Source organism: Protofrankia sp. Cj5 (assembly GCF_917627405.1).
In the GTDB taxonomy this organism is placed as follows: Bacteria; Actinomycetota; Actinomycetes; order Frankiales; family Frankiaceae; genus Protofrankia.
In genome coordinates, this window is record NZ_CAKJTO010000050.1 from 1 (window position 1) to 17,014 (window position 17,014).

16 protein-coding genes are annotated in these 17,014 nt (G+C 68.9%); 12 read left to right on the forward strand and 4 right to left on the reverse strand.

Annotation, left to right across the window (positions count from 1 at the left end; genetic code table 11):
* The first annotated feature begins 214 nt into the window (after positions 1 to 214).
* The 10 genes from MJ777_RS12675 (at position 215) to MJ777_RS12720 (ending at position 9,942) form a co-directional block, all read left to right on the forward strand.
* Positions 215 to 1,174 carry an ABC transporter permease gene (locus MJ777_RS12675; protein ID WP_239345244.1) on the forward strand — a complete coding sequence of 320 codons (960 nt, stop codon included), beginning with the start codon at positions 215 to 217 and terminating at the stop codon, positions 1,172 to 1,174.
* Positions 1,167 to 2,027, forward strand: coding sequence for an ABC transporter permease (locus tag MJ777_RS12680; protein ID WP_239376299.1), 861 nt, complete (start codon positions 1,167 to 1,169; stop codon positions 2,025 to 2,027). Before MJ777_RS12675 ends, MJ777_RS12680 begins: the two co-directional genes overlap by 8 nt.
* Entirely contained in the window at positions 2,024 to 3,055 is a 1,032-nt protein-coding gene (locus tag MJ777_RS12685; RefSeq protein WP_239376301.1) for an ABC transporter ATP-binding protein, read from the forward strand. Before MJ777_RS12680 ends, MJ777_RS12685 begins: the two co-directional genes overlap by 4 nt.
* An 11-nt stretch (positions 3,056 to 3,066) precedes the next feature.
* Positions 3,067 to 4,065, forward strand: a complete 999-nt coding sequence (locus MJ777_RS12690) for an oligopeptide/dipeptide ABC transporter ATP-binding protein (protein ID WP_239376309.1) — start codon at positions 3,067 to 3,069, stop codon at positions 4,063 to 4,065.
* Positions 4,062 to 4,820, forward strand: a complete 759-nt coding sequence (locus MJ777_RS12695; RefSeq protein WP_239309389.1) for an IclR family transcriptional regulator — start codon at positions 4,062 to 4,064, stop codon at positions 4,818 to 4,820. Before MJ777_RS12690 ends, MJ777_RS12695 begins: the two co-directional genes overlap by 4 nt.
* The gene (locus MJ777_RS12700) at positions 4,817 to 5,701 is read left to right on the forward strand and encodes an amidohydrolase family protein (protein ID WP_239376311.1); all 885 of its coding nucleotides are present in this window, start codon (positions 4,817 to 4,819) and stop codon (positions 5,699 to 5,701) included. Before MJ777_RS12695 ends, MJ777_RS12700 begins: the two co-directional genes overlap by 4 nt.
* Before the next feature lie 258 nt (positions 5,702 to 5,959).
* On the forward strand, positions 5,960 to 6,910 hold the full coding sequence (locus MJ777_RS12705; protein ID WP_239309391.1) for a dihydrodipicolinate synthase family protein: 951 nt from the start codon (positions 5,960 to 5,962) through the stop codon (positions 6,908 to 6,910).
* A gap of 4 nt (positions 6,911 to 6,914) precedes the next feature.
* Positions 6,915 to 7,784: an SDR family NAD(P)-dependent oxidoreductase gene (locus MJ777_RS12710; protein ID WP_239376313.1), complete on the forward strand. Its 870-nt coding sequence runs from the start codon at positions 6,915 to 6,917 to the stop codon at positions 7,782 to 7,784.
* 1 nt (position 7,785) lies between these two features.
* Positions 7,786 to 8,541 (forward strand): PIG-L deacetylase family protein, encoded by a 756-nt coding sequence (locus tag MJ777_RS12715; protein WP_239376315.1) that lies wholly within the window; start codon positions 7,786 to 7,788, stop codon positions 8,539 to 8,541.
* 225 nt (positions 8,542 to 8,766) lie between these two features.
* The gene (locus tag MJ777_RS12720; protein ID WP_239376317.1) at positions 8,767 to 9,942 is read left to right on the forward strand and encodes a mandelate racemase/muconate lactonizing enzyme family protein; all 1,176 of its coding nucleotides are present in this window, start codon (positions 8,767 to 8,769) and stop codon (positions 9,940 to 9,942) included.
* A gap of 4 nt (positions 9,943 to 9,946) precedes the next feature.
* On the opposite strand, the gene MJ777_RS12725 is transcribed toward MJ777_RS12720, so the two are convergent.
* Positions 9,947 to 10,879 carry a dihydroorotate dehydrogenase gene (locus MJ777_RS12725; protein ID WP_239309395.1) on the reverse strand — a complete coding sequence of 311 codons (933 nt, stop codon included), beginning with the start codon at positions 10,877 to 10,879 and terminating at the stop codon, positions 9,947 to 9,949.
* 170 nt (positions 10,880 to 11,049) lie between these two features.
* Entirely contained in the window at positions 11,050 to 11,472 is a 423-nt protein-coding gene (locus MJ777_RS12730) for a DUF2795 domain-containing protein (protein ID WP_239345264.1), read from the reverse strand.
* Positions 11,473 to 12,438: 966 nt separating this feature from the next.
* On the opposite strand from MJ777_RS12730, the gene MJ777_RS12735 reads away from it, so the two are divergent.
* Positions 12,439 to 13,185 carry a DUF1918 domain-containing protein gene (locus MJ777_RS12735; RefSeq protein WP_239309397.1) on the forward strand — a complete coding sequence of 249 codons (747 nt, stop codon included), beginning with the start codon at positions 12,439 to 12,441 and terminating at the stop codon, positions 13,183 to 13,185.
* Positions 13,185 to 13,832, forward strand: a complete 648-nt coding sequence (locus MJ777_RS12740) for a phosphoribosyltransferase (protein ID WP_239380325.1) — start codon at positions 13,185 to 13,187, stop codon at positions 13,830 to 13,832. Before MJ777_RS12735 ends, MJ777_RS12740 begins: the two co-directional genes overlap by 1 nt.
* A 69-nt stretch (positions 13,833 to 13,901) precedes the next feature.
* On the opposite strand, the gene MJ777_RS12745 is transcribed toward MJ777_RS12740, so the two are convergent.
* A complete protein-coding gene (locus MJ777_RS12745; protein ID WP_239376319.1) occupies positions 13,902 to 14,918 on the reverse strand; it encodes an expansin EXLX1 family cellulose-binding protein in 1,017 nt (338 codons plus the stop codon).
* A gap of 356 nt (positions 14,919 to 15,274) precedes the next feature.
* Positions 15,275 to 16,999 (reverse strand): lytic transglycosylase domain-containing protein, encoded by a 1,725-nt coding sequence (locus MJ777_RS22890; RefSeq protein WP_305039416.1) that lies wholly within the window; start codon positions 16,997 to 16,999, stop codon positions 15,275 to 15,277.
* Positions 17,000 to 17,014 lie beyond the last annotated feature (15 nt).

Sequence of the window (17,014 nt, forward strand, 5' to 3'; positions counted from 1 at the left end):
GCCTTCTGCCCGGGTGATCCGCGCCCAGTCGGCCCCTGACCGCGTTGTCGGCCACACCGATACAACTCATCCGGTATCGCTTCGGCCTTCCGCCCTGCCCGGGGCTGCCTGGACGCGGCTCACTGATCGAAAGCCCGATCTCACACACGCTCTGAGTCCAGGATTCAAAGAACCTGTTGTGAATCCCGGGAGCCGGCGGGGACGACGAGAAAGGATGACCGTGCCGTATATCGTCAAGCGGGTGTCGATCAGCCTGGTTATGATAGCCGGCTCGTCGATCCTTATCTTCGCCGTTCTGCGGGCGTTGCCGGGCGATCCTGTGATCGCTCGGCTGGGTGCCGCGCGGGGGACAGATCAGGCAACGATCGACAGGCTGCGTGCGGAGGCCGGTCTCGACCGTCCCGTTGTCGGTCAGTACCTCAGCTGGGTCGCCGGGATAGCCCACGGGGATTTTGGTAGATCATATGTCAGCCAGCGCACAGTCAGCTCCCTCATCGCCGCCCGGCTCGGGCCCACACTGGAACTGACTTTTCTCGCCATGACTCTCGCGGTCGCGGTCGCGGTTCCGGCCGCGATCGCGGCGGCTACCCGGCCCGGCGGCTGGGTGGACCGATGCGTCACGGCGGCGGCGTCGGCCGGTATGGCGTTTCCCCCGTTCGTGGCCGGAATCCTGCTTATCCTGCTGTTCAGTGTGACGCTGAAATGGCTGCCCGCGCGCGGCTATGTGCCGCTGCTCCAGAACCCGGGGCAGAACGTGCGCGATATGGTCATGCCGGCGCTCGCGCTGTGTCTGGTGGCCGCCCCGCTCCTGGTGCGCTACCTGCGTACGGAACTCATCTCGGCGCTGGCGTCACAGTTCGCCCGGACGGCGGCGGGCAAGGGCGCCCCGGCCCGGACCGTGGTCCTCCGTCATGCGCTGCGCAACGCCGCGCTGCCGAGCCTCACCATGCTGGGGCTCATCGTCGGGTACACCCTCGGTGGAAGTGTCATTGTTGAGTACGTGTTCGGTTTCGCTGGCCTCGGGTCGTTGTCGGTGGAATCGGCGTTCCAGCGTGACTACTCGGTACTCCAGTCGGTCGTTTTGCTGATCAGCGTTTTGTTCATCCTGGTATCGATGGTGATTGACCTGCTGGTGTGGTCGCTGGATCCGAGAACCCGGGGGCACCGTGTCTGAGCCTGCCGCCGCGGGGCACAGCCGGGTGCGCCGCGGTCGGCGCGTCCGGATCAGCCCGCCGCCAGCGAGTGTGCTCGTCCTGCTGGCGATCGTCGGGATGTGCCTGCTGGCCCCCCTGGTCAGCAGGCAGGGTGCGACCGGCCTGGACCCGGCGAACGCCTTCGGGACGATGAGCGCGCGCCATTGGCTCGGCACCGACGAGCTGGGGCGGGACAAACTCAGCCGGCTCCTCTACGGCGGTGAACTGTCGCTGTCCGTCGCCGGTGGTAGCGTTGCCGTGGCGTTCCTGGCCGGCACGCTGTGGGGCGTGCTCGCCAGCGGTGCCCGAGGCCTTCCCGACGAGCTGTTGATGCGCGGCGCTGACATCACCATGGCGATCCCACAGATCCTGTTCGCGCTGGTGTGTGTCGCGGCGTTCGGGGCGTCGCTGGTATCCCTGATCGTGCTGACCGGGCTGCTGCTCGCGCCCAGCACCGCGCGGATGGCGCGAGCCGCCATCGTCCGCGAGATGACCCTTGACTACTACACCGCCGCCGTCGCGTACGGAGCCAGCCGGGGTCGCCTGCTGCTGCGTGAGGTGCTCCCCAACATCCTGCCCGACCTGGCCAGCCAGGCCGCGATCAACGCCGCCAGCGCGATGATCCTGGAAGCCAGCCTGAGCTTCGTCGGGCTTGGCGTCCAGCCGCCACAGATGTCCTGGGGGGTGCTGCTGCAACAGGGATACGGGTTTCTGTACAATGATCCAAGTTATGCGGCGGCGCCCGCCATCCTCATCCTCGCCACCGTGCTGTGTCTCAACCTGGCCGCAGACCGGCTCACCGCTGTCGACCGACTCACTGGTGGGCGTCGATGACGGCACCCGCCATCCTCGACGTCGACGATCTGTGGGTCGCTGTCGGCGCCACCGCGGTCGTGCGGGGCATCAGCTTCGCGCTGTCCGCCGGTCAGCGGCTCGGTATCGTCGGCGAGTCCGGCTCGGGCAAGACGTTGACCGCACTGGCCGTGATGGGCTTGCACCGCGGCCCGGTCCGGGTCACCGGCGGGCGGGTGTGGCTGGATGGCATCGATCTGCTCGTGCTGCGTCGGCGCGAGCTTGACCGCATCCGTGGCCGCCGGATCTCGATGATCTATCAGGATCCAGCGGCGGCGCTGAACCCGCTGATGACGATCGGGGCACAGATCGTCGAGTCGATCCGGCTGCACGAGGACGTCCGCCGCGCGAGTGCGCTGGAACGCGCGGCCGATCTGCTCGGTGAGGTCGGGATACCAGCCCCGCGACAACGCCTGGCCGCTTACCCGCATGAGTTCTCGGGCGGGATGCGGCAACGCGCAATGATCGCGATGGCGCTGGCCAGCCGGCCCGACGTGCTGCTGTGCGACGAGCCGACCAGCGCGCTGGACGTGACGACTCAGGTGAGAGTGATCGCACTGATCGACCGGATCTGCCGTGAGCGTGGCCTGGCAGCGGTTCTGATCACTCATGATTTAGGTGTCGCCGCCGGGTTCTGCGACGATACCGCGGTTATGTACGCCGGTCAGATCGTGGAGTCCGCACCCACCGTGGACCTCTACGCACGCCCGGCCCACCCCTACAGCGCGGCGCTGATGTCGGCGACCGTCGATCTCACGGTCGATCTCACCGTGCCCATCCGGACCATATCCGGCCAGCCGCCGCTGCCGGCGGAGACCGGTGCCGGCTGCGCATTTCAGCCGCGTTGCCCGATATCGATCGGCCTGTGCGCGGAGCCGGTCGCGTTGCGGGCGGCCGCCGGTCGGCAGGTGCGCTGCGTCCGGGCGGGCGAGTCCATCTCCGCGGAGTACCCCGTCGCGGAGCACCCCGCCGCCGGCCGGGCAGCGTCAGCGGACAGGGCGGACCGGTGATGCTGTTACGCATGCCGGCGGGGCCGCCGGCGCGGCTGCCCCCGCGGCTGCTCGAGGTGCGGAATCTGGTCAAGACCTATCCATCACGTCATGGCGGCCGACTGCCCGCCGTGGACGGTGTGTCGCTGTCGGTGCGGCGTGGCGAGACTTTCGGGCTTGTCGGCGAGTCCGGGTCGGGAAAGTCGACGGTCGGCCGCTGCGTGCTGCGGTTGACAACGGCCGACAGCGGCACGGTCCGTTTCGACGGGCAGGACATCGCAGGCCTGTCCGCGGCGGGGATGCGCCGGCTGCGGTCCCGGGTGCAGGCCGTCTTCCAGGACCCACACGCTTCCCTCAACCGGCGCGCGTCGGTCGCCGGTATCATCGCCGCACCGCTGGTGGCCCACCGCATAGGCACCCGGGGCGAGCGTGAGGCCCGGGTACGGGAACTGCTCGACCTTGTCCAGCTTCCCGGCGGCATCGCGGACCGCCGGCCCGGCGAGCTTTCAGGCGGTCAGGCTCAGCGCGTCGCGATCGCTCGGGCGCTGGCGCCGCGTCCTGACTTCATCGTGCTGGACGAAGCCGTGTCGGCGCTGGACGTTTCGGTACGTGCACAGATCCTCAACCTGCTCACCGGCTTACAACGGGACCTCGGGCTGACCTGTCTGTTCATCTCGCACGACCTCGCGGTGGTGCGGTACATGGCTCAGGAGGTGGGGGTGATGTACCGGGGACGGATCGTGGAGATGGCTCGTCGCGAGGATCTGTTCGCCGCGCCGCGGCACCCTTATACTCGCCTCCTGCTCGATGCCGTCCTGGCCGCTGATCCGGTGACAGCGCGCTCCCGGGTAAGCAGGACGCGTCCCGACGAATACGTCCGATCCGAGCCTCCGGCCCTGGGCTGCCGTTTCCTGCCACGATGCGATGTCGGCGCGGGACGTCCTCGGTGCGCCTCGGAGGATCCGCCCCTATGCCTGCTCGACACAACACCGGTGCACGTCTCGTGCCACTATCCGGGAGTGATGGGATGACCGCGACCGCGCCCACGAGGCTGAGCGACCGGTTGATCGGGATTGTCGAGTCCTTCCTGGCCGCGCCCAGCCAGAGCCTCTCGGAGGTCGCCGCCGCGTGCGGCCTCGAGCCGTCCACGACAACCCGCTATCTGCGGCAGCTCGTCGACCACGGATGGCTCGAGCGGGACGAGGTGTCCCGCTGCTACTCCCTTGGCGTCCGCATGATCACTATTGGGCATGCCGCGCGACGTGCCCGGCCGTTGCGCGGCCGTGTGCTCCCGTACATGCGCGAGCTGCTCGCCCGGTTCGACGAGACGATCAACCTGGCGGTGAACCAGGCGGGCGAAGTTGTGATCATTGAGGCCCTCGAGGGCCGCCGGTCGATCCGCCGCGGGGCGACCGTGGGTGACCGTGACGACTGGTTCGTCTCCAGCCTGGGAAAGTCCATCCTCGCCCATCTCCCCGATGACGAGGTGCGGGAACTCCTGCGTACCCGGCCACCGGAACGGCACACGGCCCTGACCCGCACCGACCCCGCGGACGTGCTTGCTGATCTTGCCGACATCCGTCGCCGCGGGTACGCGCTCGACAACGAGGAGGCCGAGATCGGGATGAAGTGTGTCGGCGTCCCGATCCGCGACGACCGGGGGCGATACCGCTTCGCGCTCAGCGTCAGTGGTCCCACCGCGCGGATGAACGACCGGTTGGACGACATCGTCGACGCCCTGAAGGCGGTGGCGCGCAACGTGAGCGCGGAGGGGGAAGCGTCGTGACGTTGGTGACCGTGGACGTTCACACGCATCTGGGCGAACATGGCACCCATGTCGGCGGGCCGCTTGCCGACGACGAGATACGGGTCTGGGGACGAACCCACTGGGACGTGACACCGGCCGGGCACGCCGCCGCGGCGGCTGCCGCGACGGCGTCGGTGGTGCTCGCTTTCGATGCCGAGCCGGTCGGGACGGTCGTGCCCAACGAGTACGTGGCGAAGGCCGTCGCTGACAAGCCGAACCTCATCGGGTTCGCCAGCGTCAACCCCACCCGGCCCGACGCGGCTGCCCGGCTGCGGCATGCGGTTGAGGATCTTGGCCTGTATGGCCTTAAGCTCGGCCCGACCTACCAGCACTTCCATCCTCACGACCCGGCCTGCCTTGATCTGCTGGAGATCGCCGACCACTACGGCATTCCCGTCGTCTGGCACCAGGGCACCACGTTCACCCGAGCCGCGATCGCGGAGTTCGCCCGTCCCCTCCAGCTCGACCTCCCCGCGCGTCGGTTCCCGGCGTTGCGGATGTGGATCGCGCATTTCGGTCACCCGTGGACGGCCGAGGCGCTGAGCGTGGTCCGTCGTCATGAGCACTTCTACGTCGACGTGTCCGCGATGGACACCCGGCCGTGGCAGTTGGCCCAGGCGCTCGCGACCGCGTCGGAGTACCAGGTCTTCGACCGTGTCCTGTTTGGCAGTGACTATCCCTTCTCCACTGTGGAACGGACCATCACCGGCCTGCACCGGGCCGCCGCCCTCTGCCGTAGTCTTGGCATCGCGAACGTCACCGCGAGCGATATCGATCACATCTGTGCCCGGGACGCGGTCGCGCTGCTTGGCCTGCGGCCACGGCCTCCGCGGAGTTCTCAGCAGCCTCCGGGCCCATGAAGACGGCCATGCCCGCGAAGCGCGGTCGTGAGCACAGCAGGCCGGCTGAGTCGATCGGGTGCGGGTGGCGACGATGGTGACCAGGCTCTGTTGCCCAGGCCCTCGGCAGGTGTTGAGCCAGCCCATTCCCCGAGCGGCCGAAATTTCGGCAGCTATGCATCCAAACCGACGTCGATACCGTATCGATCATATTGATTATTGATACTGGGGAGACATGTGCCATCCGAATCAGCGGCTCTACCGAAAGGCAATGGCCAGGTGACTCTTGCGGACCAGGCCACGGCGGTGCGGAAGCCGGCGGCAGACAGCCGCGACATCGCCGGTGTGCTGGCGGTGTTCCAGACTCCCTTCGATGACGACGGCCGTATCGACAGGCGGACGATGGAGTCCCAGTTCGACTGGCTGTTCGCCAACGGAGCCGACGGCGTTGTCTTCGCCATGGTCTCCGAGGTGCTCCGGCTGTCGTCCGAGGAACGCGATGAGATGGCCGCGTTGACCTGCACGTTTGCCCGTCGGCATGGGGTCGCGGTGGTGAGCGTGGGCGCTGAGTCCACGGCGATGGCCGTCCGGCATGCCAAGCATGCGCAGGACGTCGGCGCGGACGCGGTGATGGCGACCCCGCCGGGGCTCTCCCGGGCGAGTGACGAGCAACTGGTGCGCTACTTCATCGCGATCGCCGAGGCCGTGACTGTGCCGCTGATCGTCCAGGACGCCAGCGGTTACGTCGGGGCACCGTTGTCGATCAACGTGCAGGCGCGGCTGCACACGGAGCTCGGAGACCGGGCGATGTTCAAACCCGAGGCGCAGCCGATTGGTCCCCGGCTCAGCCGGTTGCTTGACGCGACCGGTGGGCGGGCCCGGGTCTTCGAGGGAACGGGTGGTCTCTACCTGATCGACAGCTTCCGCCGTGGCGTGGTTGGGACAATGCCGGCCGGGGATCTTGTCTGGGCGTTGGCCGCGCTGTGGCGAGCCCTGTGCGACGGCGACTTCCCGCGCGCGTATCGGATCGCCGGACCGCTCGCTCTGATCGTGTCATTGCAGAGCAGCCTCGACAGTTTCGTCGCGGTCGAGAAGCACCTGCTGGTCCGGCAAGGGGTGTTCGGGTCAGCCGCCATGCGGGGGCCGGTCAGCGACATGATCGACGAGCCGATGTGCCAGGAGATCGACAGGCTGGTCGACCTGCTCCGGGAGACCGTCGACGATGCCTAGACAGGTGGCTGTCGTGACCGGCGCCGGCGGGGACATCGGCGCTGCCTGCGCCCAGCACCTGGCTCGCGGCCGTGACGTCGTGCTCTGCGTCGATCGGGACGAGACACGAGCCAGCGCCGTTGCCGATCTGATCATTTCTGGGGGAGGCGACGCCAGAGTGCTGCGCGCGGATGCCGGCGGCCCGGCCTTCGGCAGGGAGACCGCCGCAGCCGCCACGTCGTTGGGGACGGTCACCGCAGCCGTGCACGCGCTCGCGTACGAAGAGCACCGCCCGGCGGACGCCCTCCCGGCGCAGAGCCTGGAGCGCAGCCTCGCCGTGGGCCCGGTAGCCGCCTTCGCTCTGTTCGCAGAGCTTCTCGCCGCTGGTTGCCTGAAAGCCGGAGCGGCGTTGACCGCTATCGGATCCTTGCACGCGTCCCTGCCGTTCCCGCGATGCCTGGGCTACAACGCCGCGCATGCCGCCCTTGCCCAGGTGATCAGGACGCTTGCGCACGAGTGGGCGCCGCACGGCATCCGCGTCAACGCCGTCGTGCCCGGCTGGATCCGGACCCGAGGCGAGGCCGGCCTGTACGGCGACGCATTTCTCGACCAGGTCGCCGGCCGTTTGCCGTTCGGCCGGATGGGCACCCCCGATGACGTTGCCGCCGCGGTCGAGTTCCTGTCGTCGCCGCGCGCGGCGTACGTGTCCGGAGCCTTCCTGGCGGTGGATGGCGCCTTGGCGGTCTCGCTCGCCGATCTCACCCGATTCGGCCCCGGGGACCAGGTTGGCGCCAGCGGTGAGGAATTCCCGTCCATGGCTCCGGGACTTCGGCCGTCGGCGGCGCGGCACAGCCACGATCGCATCGACTATGGCCCTGCGGGCGAGCTGAACTGAGGTGAGAATCGTCTGTGTTTTCGCCCATCAGGACGACGAGATGCGCTGTCTGGGAACTCTGCAGCGGTTCCGGGAGACGGGGCATGAAATCTCCTTCGTCTGTGTGACCCAGGGCGACAAAGGGCTTGCCTTTGACCCGTCCGCGGACCGGGGCCTGGCCGCCTCGGTGCGGGATGCGGAGATGCGCTCGGTCGCGGCGAGTTTCGCGGCCGACTACCGCTGCCTCGGTCGGGAGGACGGTTTCCTCTATGACGATGCCGCGCTGCGCCGGGATCTCATCAGGACGCTCCGTGAGCAGCGAGCCGAACTCGTCTTCACCCACTGGACGTCGGACTACAACAGCGACCATGTGGTCACCGCCCGCGCGGTGCTCGATGCCGCTCTGTTCACCAGCCTGTCGTCCTTCGAACCGGCCTCGCCCCCACTCGAACGGGTGCCCCGGATCTTCCATGTGCACCCCGGGGACGGCTACGGATTCGAGGCGACGCATTTTGTCCAGCTCACGCCGGCGCACGTCACGGTGAAGGCCGAGCTGATCCGGCGGCATCGCAGCCAGATGGATGTCATGCGCCGGCTGCGCGGCCGTGACTACGCCGACGAGATCGCTGACGAGGACCGCCGCCAGGGCGCGCGGCTGATGGTGGCCCATGCGGAGGCGTTCCGTGCCTGCCTCGCGGAGCGGCGGATTCCCTGGCCGTCCGACCTGCCCAGCGCCATCCCCGACCAGGTCCGTGACCAGGTCCGTGACCAGGTCTGAGAGCGTGTGTGAGATCGGGCTTTCGATCAGTGAGCCGCGTCCAGGCGCGCCCCTGGCAAGGCGGGAGGCCGCAGCGATACCGGATGAGTCGTATCGGTGTGGCCGACAACGCGGCCAGGGGCGCGCCTGGACGCGGCGAGCCGGAATGACGATCTCAAACGCGCGCTGAGGTTGTGGCCGCTCAGGGCCCGGCCGGCTGCGAACCGGAACAGGAGGCGGGAACGGATGAGGATCACCGAGGTGTCGCCGGTGTTGTTGCGCGGCGATGAGTCATACGGTCCGCGGTCCGGTGCCGCGGAAGCAGTCGACCAGGGTGACTGGTTGCTGCTGGTTCGCGTCCGCACCGATGCCGGGCTGGAGGGATGGTCCGACGTCGAAACACTCGGGCCGGTCGCGGCACGGGTGCTGTCCGGCCCTGGCATGGGCGCGCTCGGATTCCGTGGCATCGCCGAAGAAACAGTCGGGAAGGACCCGCTGGATATCGAGGGGATCTGGACAGATCTGTATCTCGCCACCGCCTACTACGGTCGCCGTGGTGTCGTCATGCATTGCATGTCGGCAGTGGACAACTGTTTGTGGTCCATTCGCGCACAGGCCGCTGGCGTTCCGTTGTCGGAGGTGCTCGGCGGGCGCCGCCGGGACCGTCTGCCGGCGTATGCCTCGACGCTGTTCCGGGCCACTCCCGACGAGAACCAGGCGGCGGCCGCCGGGTACGCGCGGATGGGATTCCGGGCGGTCAAGTTCGGTTGGGGCGGTTTCGGTATCGACCCGGGCCTGGACCGGGAGAACCTGGCCGCGATCCGCGAGGCCCTGGGGCCGGAGCGCGAACTGATGGTGGATCCGGGCTGGTATGTCCATGACGGGGGCCGGCCCCGGGTCCGGACGTACGCACAGACCCGGGCGATGCTGGAGATTGTGGCCGACGTGGTGCCTTACTGGGTGGAGGACTTCGTCCATCCTGAATGCCCGGCCGACTACCACCAGGCCAAGCTGGAGTTCCCCACCCTGCGGTTCGCCGCGGGCGAGCAGCAGGCCACCATCTGGGACTTCCGCCGGCTCATCCACGAAGGCGGCGTCGACGTGCTGCAACCGGACCTGTCCCGATGCGGCGGGCTCACCGTCGCGAAGGCGGTCGCGGCAGAGGCGGAGCGGGCGGGCCGCGAGATCGTCACGCATTCCTGGCTCACCGACCTGCTACATGCCTACAGCCTCGCGTATCTCGCCACGCTGCACGATGCGCATTGGGTCGAGTTCAATGTCGCCCAGAGCGCGCTGAGCCGGGGGGTGGTCACCACCCGGCTCAGTCTCGCCGCTGATGGCACAGTCGCGATCCCCGACGGTATCGGCCTTGGGATGGCGGTTGACCAGGAGTTCATCCGGTCGCGTCAGGCAGTGGTTTAGACCGTTACAGCTGGTCGGCATAGTCGGCGAGAATGTCGCCGAAGACACCGGCGTCGCCCTGGCGGTTCCAGTACGCGGTGGCGGCCTGCGCCGCGACCGCGCCGGCATGCAGGAAGTCGACGATGTCGCGTCCATCGGTCACCCCGCCCGCTCCGATGAGCTCGACTGTCTCGGGTAACAGGCGCCGCAGCTGCCGTATCTGGCCCAGCGCCACGGGCCTGAGAGCGGCGCCGCTGAGCCCGGCCAGCTCGACATCGATCACCGGCTCATTCGCGTCAGTCAGGGCGAGGGCGTTGGGGAAGGTGTTGACAGCGCAGACGAACCGTGGCCCGGATGGCTCGCGGGACAGCACCGTGATGAGCCCGGCCAGTTCGGCCAGCGCGGCCGGGTCCGAGAATGGGGAGATCTTGATACCGAAGGCCGGTGGTCGACGGTCGACCGGGATGGTGCCGCCGACGGTGGCGAGCGCATGGGCGACCTGGCCGCAGATGGCCCTGGTCTGATCGTTGTCGAAGCAGGCGATACGTTTCTGCCGGCCGCCATCCCATACGTTCGGACAGGCCAGATTGACCTCGATGAGGTCGGCGCCGGCCAAGGCCACCGCATGTGCCGTGCGGGCGTATTCCGCGGCGTTGAATCCCGCGATGCTCACGATGAGCGGTTTGCCGGCGCTGTGCGTGGCCGCAACCATGTCCGGCAGCCGCTCACGGTAGTATTCAAGCCCCGGATTCGGCAGACCCAGCGCGTTGAGCGAGAAGAAATCCCCGGTGTGGTAAACGTTGCCGCCGTTACCGGCCCGGGCCTGTTCGGTGATGGAGCCGACGACGACCGCGGCCACAGCGGATCGGGCCAGGGTGCCGACCTCGTCGAGGCTCTTGCAGGTGCCCGCGGCGTTCATGAGCGGATGTTCAAGCTCGATCCCGCAGAGCGTGGCCATGCCACCAGTCTCCCGCGCCCGCCGCGACCCTGCCCGACCGCCCATCGTCGGGTGTTTGCGGTAGTGAGAACACTGCTTTGCGTTTCGGTGCACGGGTGCACGGGTGCACGGCAGGTGGCTGTGCTTGCGCAGCGGGCGGGCGCAGTGGGCCGGCCGTCGAGCGGCCGGGGTCAGAACCGTACGGTTTCGATGTCCTCGCCGCCGTGCAGCGCCCGCCAGAGATCACCGACCGAGTTGTACTGCTGTCGCTTGGGCAAGGTGCGGAGCAGCTCGACGAGCTGCTCCGGGGCGTTGCGGCCGCGCAGGCCGTGCGCGAGCTGAGCCGCACGAGCGGGAAAGTCGTGCCGATCGAACCAGCGTGCAAGGTCGGTTCGGGCCTGTGCGGCCGCGGCCGTGTTCGCTGCCGCGCCCTGGTCGGCACCGGAGGTCTCCGGTATGATCGCCACCTGGGGCTGATCCTCGCCTGGCGGTTCGGCGGAGCGCCACTCCTCGGTGCGCGTGTCCCTGCCCGCGCGGACGATCCCGTCCACCTCGTGGGCAAGGCTGTCATCCTTGACCGGGCCGTGTTTGGTGCTGCCACGCTGCATAGGCATCATCAGCTCCTCGTCGTCGCCGACCGGTCCACGCTGACCGGCCGACCGGCCGGCCGGTTCTGATCCGCCTGACTTCGAGGCTCCGGCAATAGGACTGTCCGGCTCGCGCCGCCCGGTCGGCGCTTCGCGTCATCGCTCCCCGTCCATCGCCGCGCGATGCACGGGTATCCCGGCTCGTCGGTCGACGCCCCACACAGGGCGCCTCCCTCCGCCGCCGCGCGATCCATCCGTCCGGGCGCGGCTCCCGGATCGAACGCCCTATTGCCGGAGCCTCTCCGCCGCACGCGCTGAACTGTCCGAATACTGATCAATGTTGCTGGCCGTGGCCGTGGCCGTGGCCGTGACCGGGCGCGGCCGGGTACGGGTGGTGGCAGATCAGGTCCTGGCGGGGGATCGGGGATGTCGGGCCCTGGTCCCTGTCCCGGCGTGTCGGGTGCCGGCCCGGGGCCGGGAACGTCGGGGCCGGGAACGGGCTCCGGAATGCCCGGCCCGGCCGCACCCCGGGCCGGCCCACCGCCGGGTGTCACGATCGTGGTCACGATGCGTCCTCCTTTGCCGAGGCGACCGGAGGCCGGTCGCGTGGGTCGGTTGACTCCTGCCACCTTCCACCGGCACGGCACTCCGAATCGTCCAACCCGTAGCGGTCGAAATCCCGCCGATGCCGCGTCCTCTGTGGCCGGTCGCTCATAGCAACCGAGGCACCTGAAAAGACCCTCGGTAGGGGGGTGTGCCGAGCATCGCGGACGGGGATGCCCAGAAGGACGGGACGAGGCCGGCATTTTATGATCATGGTTTTTCCCGTCCGGGGAGTCTGGGCCGGGCCCGGATGCCAGCGGTCAACGGCGCAGGATGCACCCGTATTGCAGGCATATGTCACCCACAACATGGCGGACTGGTCGTCGGCGGTCTCGAAGTGTGACCTTCGGGGCGCGGGCCGTGAGGTCCAGGCCGGGGAGGTGAGCGTCGATGACGGACGTACTCAGCGTTGTCAGCGCACCGGCGGTAACGGTGGAGCGGACCAGAACGATTCGGGAAGCGGCGCAGGAGATGGACCGCCACGGGGTGGGTGTGCTTCTCGTCACCGATAATGATCATTTGGTTGGAATTGTCACCGATCGTGACATCGTGCTGCGTGGTCTTGCTCGGGACGTTCCCGTGGAGACTTCCGTCGGCCAACTCATGACCACCGACGTCCTCAGCCTGTCCGTCGGCGTGGAGCTCGCGCGTGCCTATGAGGTGTTCCGGGAGCATGCGCTGCGTCGGCTCCCCGTCCTCGACGGTAATCAGATCATCGGTATTCTGTCCGTTGACGACCTGCTCATCCGGGATGCTCGGCGGATCGAGGATCTGATCCGACCGCTTGCCCAGGAGGTCATAGCCCGCCATCGCAGAACCCCGGTCGCGGGGATGGGCCAAGCCGTTCCTGCTGGTGACGGCGGCATCACCAGGTCTCGGCGGCTGATCCGGGCACACCCGGGCGACACCTTGGTCATCCACGGGCGGACACTGGGCAGGCCGGACCGGTTCGGTGAGATCATCGAAGTGCGGTCCCCATCCGGTGACCCGCCGTTCCTGGTCAGCTGGTCCGACTCCGAGCATGTCACCTTCACCTACCCCGGTCCCGACGCCGAGGTGCGTCCGCGCGCCGAGGAGGCCAGCAGCAGCGGCGGCGGCGGTCAGGCCGGTAGCGGTAACGGTGATGGCCGGAGGTGATGGTGGCGGAGCTGTTTGTCGATCGGCGATCGGCGGGGCGAGCCCTGGCTGACTCCTTGGCTGGCCACGCCGATCGGGGGGATGCCGTAGTCCTCGCCCTGCCCCGGGGGGGCGTGCCGGTCGCCTTTGAGGTCGCCCAGCGGCTGCGGGCGCCCATGGACGTCTTTCTCGTCCGCAAGCTCGGCGCGCCCGGGCACACCGAGCTCGCGATGGGAGCGCTGGCCACCGGTGGGACGTTGGTCCGCAACGACCAGGTGATCAGAGGTCTCGGCATCGGCGAGGAGATGATCGAGCAGGTGGCGGACACCGAGCGCCGTGAGCTCGCCCGTCGGGAACACGCCTACCGCGACGGCCGGGCTCCCATCGACGTCACCGGTCGCGTCATCCTGCTGGTCGATGACGGCATGGCCACCGGAGCCACGATGCGCGCCGCGGTCGACGCGGTTCGCCGACGCCGGCCGGCGCGGGTGATCGTGGCTGTGCCGGTGGCCTCTGAGCGTGCCTGCCAGCAGATACGGCTCGTCGCGGACGGAGTCGTCTGCCTCAGCACGCCGTCGACCTTCTTTGCGGTCGGCCAGTATTACGCGGACTTTGCCCAGACAACGGACGACGAGGTCCGCGAGCTGCTCGGCCTGGCTGTGACGTAGCCCGTCTGCCGAGCCCGCCAGCGGCATGAGGACGTTGGCCCACGCCTTCCCCCACGCCGCGGCTCGCCGTCAGTGCTGGGCGAACTGCGACGAGGTGGCCTGCACCGCCGTTGGGCTGAGCGTGATCCCGGAGTTGATGATCTGTTGGCCGTAGATATCGGTCACGCGGACGCTGAACGGGCCCGCGCCCAGACCGTTCGGCGCGAGGAAGTAGTTGTACTGTTCCCGCGGCAGCGCCTGCCAGCTCCCGTTGACGCTGATCTCGAGCGAGACCACCGGGTTGCGGTGGTTGCGCGGTTGGATGGCCAGCCAGTAAGGGGACGACCCTTCCTTGATCTTGTACTGTATATTGCCGATGTTCGCTGGGCTGATCAGCCGCCACGAGATCGGGACCCTGCCGGCCACCGGATCTGCGATCGTGGCGAATGCCTCCGGGCTGAAGTCGATGTCCCCCGGCTTGCACTCGGGGCACCGGTCGACGATTTTCACGACGACGGTGCCACGGGGGCCGGTGGCCTGGATGTAGCCGCCGCACATCCGGGCGTTCTCGTAGTCGGCGTCGTTGAGCGCCGCGTATGAGTGGGATGCGTCCGCGCCCGCGTCCTCGTAGAGGCAGTTCCCCGCGCCGCTGAGCGAGTAGAACGTGCCGTAGCCGGTGTAGGTCGCTCCCGGCCTGATCCGGCCGGGTGCCACCGTCGTCGTGGTCTGCGCCACGGGCTGCGCTGCCGGCCGGGTGGCAGCCGCCACCGATGGCCTCGGGGCCGGGCTGGTGGCGTAGGTCGAGGCTGTCGGTGCCAGCTGGGCGGGAGTGGTCGCCGGTGCGGTCGAGGATGACGGGGCCGGCGGCGTGCCTGGGCGGGCGGGCTCTCCATCACCTGGTGCCCCCGGCGCTGTCACGGACGCCGCCGCGCTCGGAAGCGGCTGGCCTGTGAGCTCGGTCGGCTGACAGCTGGTGATGATGCTGAGCACGGCCGCGGTGCCGGCGAGCACGGCAACGATGGAATACCAGTGCAGCTGTACCGGTAGCGCGTGTGTCGGCCGGCGGTGGCGTGACGTGGACGTACCGGCAGGTGGTGACTGGGTCAAGACCCCTCCGTGGCCAAGGACGGGAATGACGACGCCCCGTCGCTGCGGTCCCCACCCAGCGCTACGAACCTTAGCTGGGTGGATTCAGGCCAGTCCATACCGTTTACATCACTTCGTCGCCAGGAGCTCATCTGTTGATTTTTTGTTGATTTTCCTTGATTGCGGTATCAGATCGATATCTGAGAGCGCGTGTGAGATCGTCATTCCGGCTCGCCGCGTCCAGGTGCCCCCTGGCCGCGTTGTCGGCCACACCGATACGACTCATCCGGTATCGCTTCGGCCTTCCGCCTTGCCAGGGGGCGCTTGGCCGCGGCTCACTGATCGAAAGCCCGATCTCACACACGCTCTGACCGGCTCTATGCCGGCGGCGGTGCTGCCGGTGGCTGGGTCGACGTGGGGGAGGGTGCCGCGGCGTCGGTGGCGGTTGGAGCGGCCGATGCCGATGCCGGGCCGGTGGATACGGTGGCCGGATTTGGTGCGCTGCTGGCCGGTGCCGGTGCCGGTGCCGGTGTGGGTGTGGGTGTGGGTGTGGGATTTGGTGTAGCCGCGGGCGCGGGCGACGGTGTGTTCTGCGTCTGTTGGTCGTTCAGGCGTCCGGCGATACTCGTCAGCCGGGTGCGCGCTTCGTCGCCGACTTGGGCAGGTGTAGCGCCCCTGAGGCGGTCGAGAAAGGGCGTGAGCGTTCCGGGGCCGGTGACGGTGGCGGGGATCAGTGCGCCCAACGCGTCGGCCGTGGCCTGCTCGACCTGGCCCGACTGGGTGTAGCCGGCCAGGCGGGCGCGCAGGCGCGCCGGGGTGGTGGCCCAGCCGACGAAATCCGCGGCGTTCAGGCCGCTGACCTCGAAGGCGGTGGCGGGCGGAGGCGTGCAGCCCGCGCCATCCGGTTCCGGGGTGACGGTGACAGTGACGGTGAGGGCACCATCCGCGCCGGCCTCGCCGATGGCCTGCCCGTCGAAGCGGGCGAGCTGTCGTGGCGCGGCCACTGCGGCGGTATCGGCGGTGACGACTGTGCGGATACTTGTGATCGTCCACCCATGGCTGTCGGACAGCTGCGCGTCGACGACAGCGGTGACCGGAGTGGTACCCGTGGTGGTGAGAACTCCGGTGACGTCGAGGGCTTCGTAACCGGCGACGGTGTCGTCGAGGCTGATCGGTGTCGCGGCCAGCGTGGCGGTCCCGACGGCGATCGCGGGGCAGGCCGCGGACGGCGTGGGCGTGGGTGTTCCGGGCGGTTGCGGCGTCTGCGTGACCATGATGGTCGGTGCGGGTGCCGGTGCGCCGCTCGGCGCGGGTGTCCCAGTGCCGGGCGGGGTGGGCAGCGGGGCGGCTCCGCTGTCGTTGTAGCCATCCGTCCACGCCAGGACCGCCCGGACGTAGTCGTCCGACGGGTTGTACGCGAGGACCGCCGACTGGAGCTGTGCCGGGTTGGTCAGGTCGCGGTTGTACGCGCACAGGTAGCCCGCGGTGGCGAGGGCCGCGTCGTCGATGTTGTTCGGGTCCCGCGTGCCGTCGCTGTTCCCGTCCCGGCCGGATACCCGCCAGGTCGAGGGGATGAACTGCATGGGGCCGACGGCACGGTCGAAGAGCTTGTCACCGTCCCAGCCACCATCGTCGGTGTCCAGGATCAGAGCGCGTCCATCGTTGCCGTCGAGGGGCAGTCCGATGATCGATGGAGTGACCGTGCCATCGGTGCTGATGGCGTGGCCGGCGGCGTGCCCGGATTCGACCTTGCCGATCCCCGCGAGCAGCGGCCAGCTCAGATGGCAACCGGGCCGCTCGCGCGCGGTCCGTTCGGCCGCCTTGCGGTAGGCCGTGAGCACCCGGTCCGGGATTCCCCTGTCGCCGGGACCGAGCGTCACGACCCCAGTGGCGCCGGTGGCCGCGGCCATGGCCAGGGCGTGTGTGCTCGAGGCGGAGGCGGCGCCAGCGCTGCCGGAATCAGCTGGGCCGGCATCCGCCGGCATCGCGAAACCGCCGCCATCCGCCGGCTGCCGCGCCGGCCCCGCCTGCGGGCCCGCGCTGGGATCCGCCTGCGAGGTGGCGGCGGAGCCGCTGATGAGCAGAAGGGCCGCGATCGCCACCACCGGCATCGTGAG

Bases quoted from the DNA above. Each gene is read 5' to 3' on its own strand.
- MJ777_RS12675 (WP_239345244.1), top strand. From the start codon at position 215: ATGACCGTGCCGTATATCGTCAAGCGGGTGTCGATCAGCCTGGTTATG.
- MJ777_RS12685 (WP_239376301.1), top strand. From the start codon at position 2,024: ATGACGGCACCCGCCATCCTCGACGTCGACGATCTGTGGGTCGCTGTC.
- MJ777_RS12690 (WP_239376309.1), top strand. From the start codon at position 3,067: ATGCCGGCGGGGCCGCCGGCGCGGCTGCCCCCGCGGCTGCTCGAGGTG.
- MJ777_RS12695 (WP_239309389.1), top strand. From the start codon at position 4,062: ATGACCGCGACCGCGCCCACGAGGCTGAGCGACCGGTTGATCGGGATT.
- MJ777_RS12720 (WP_239376317.1), top strand. From the start codon at position 8,767: ATGAGGATCACCGAGGTGTCGCCGGTGTTGTTGCGCGGCGATGAGTCA.
- MJ777_RS12725 (WP_239309395.1), bottom strand. From the start codon at position 10,879: ATGGCCACGCTCTGCGGGATCGAGCTTGAACATCCGCTCATGAACGCC.
- MJ777_RS12730 (WP_239345264.1), bottom strand. From the start codon at position 11,472: ATGCCTATGCAGCGTGGCAGCACCAAACACGGCCCGGTCAAGGATGAC.
- MJ777_RS12735 (WP_239309397.1), top strand. From the start codon at position 12,439: ATGACGGACGTACTCAGCGTTGTCAGCGCACCGGCGGTAACGGTGGAG.
- MJ777_RS12740 (WP_239380325.1), top strand. From the start codon at position 13,185: ATGGTGGCGGAGCTGTTTGTCGATCGGCGATCGGCGGGGCGAGCCCTG.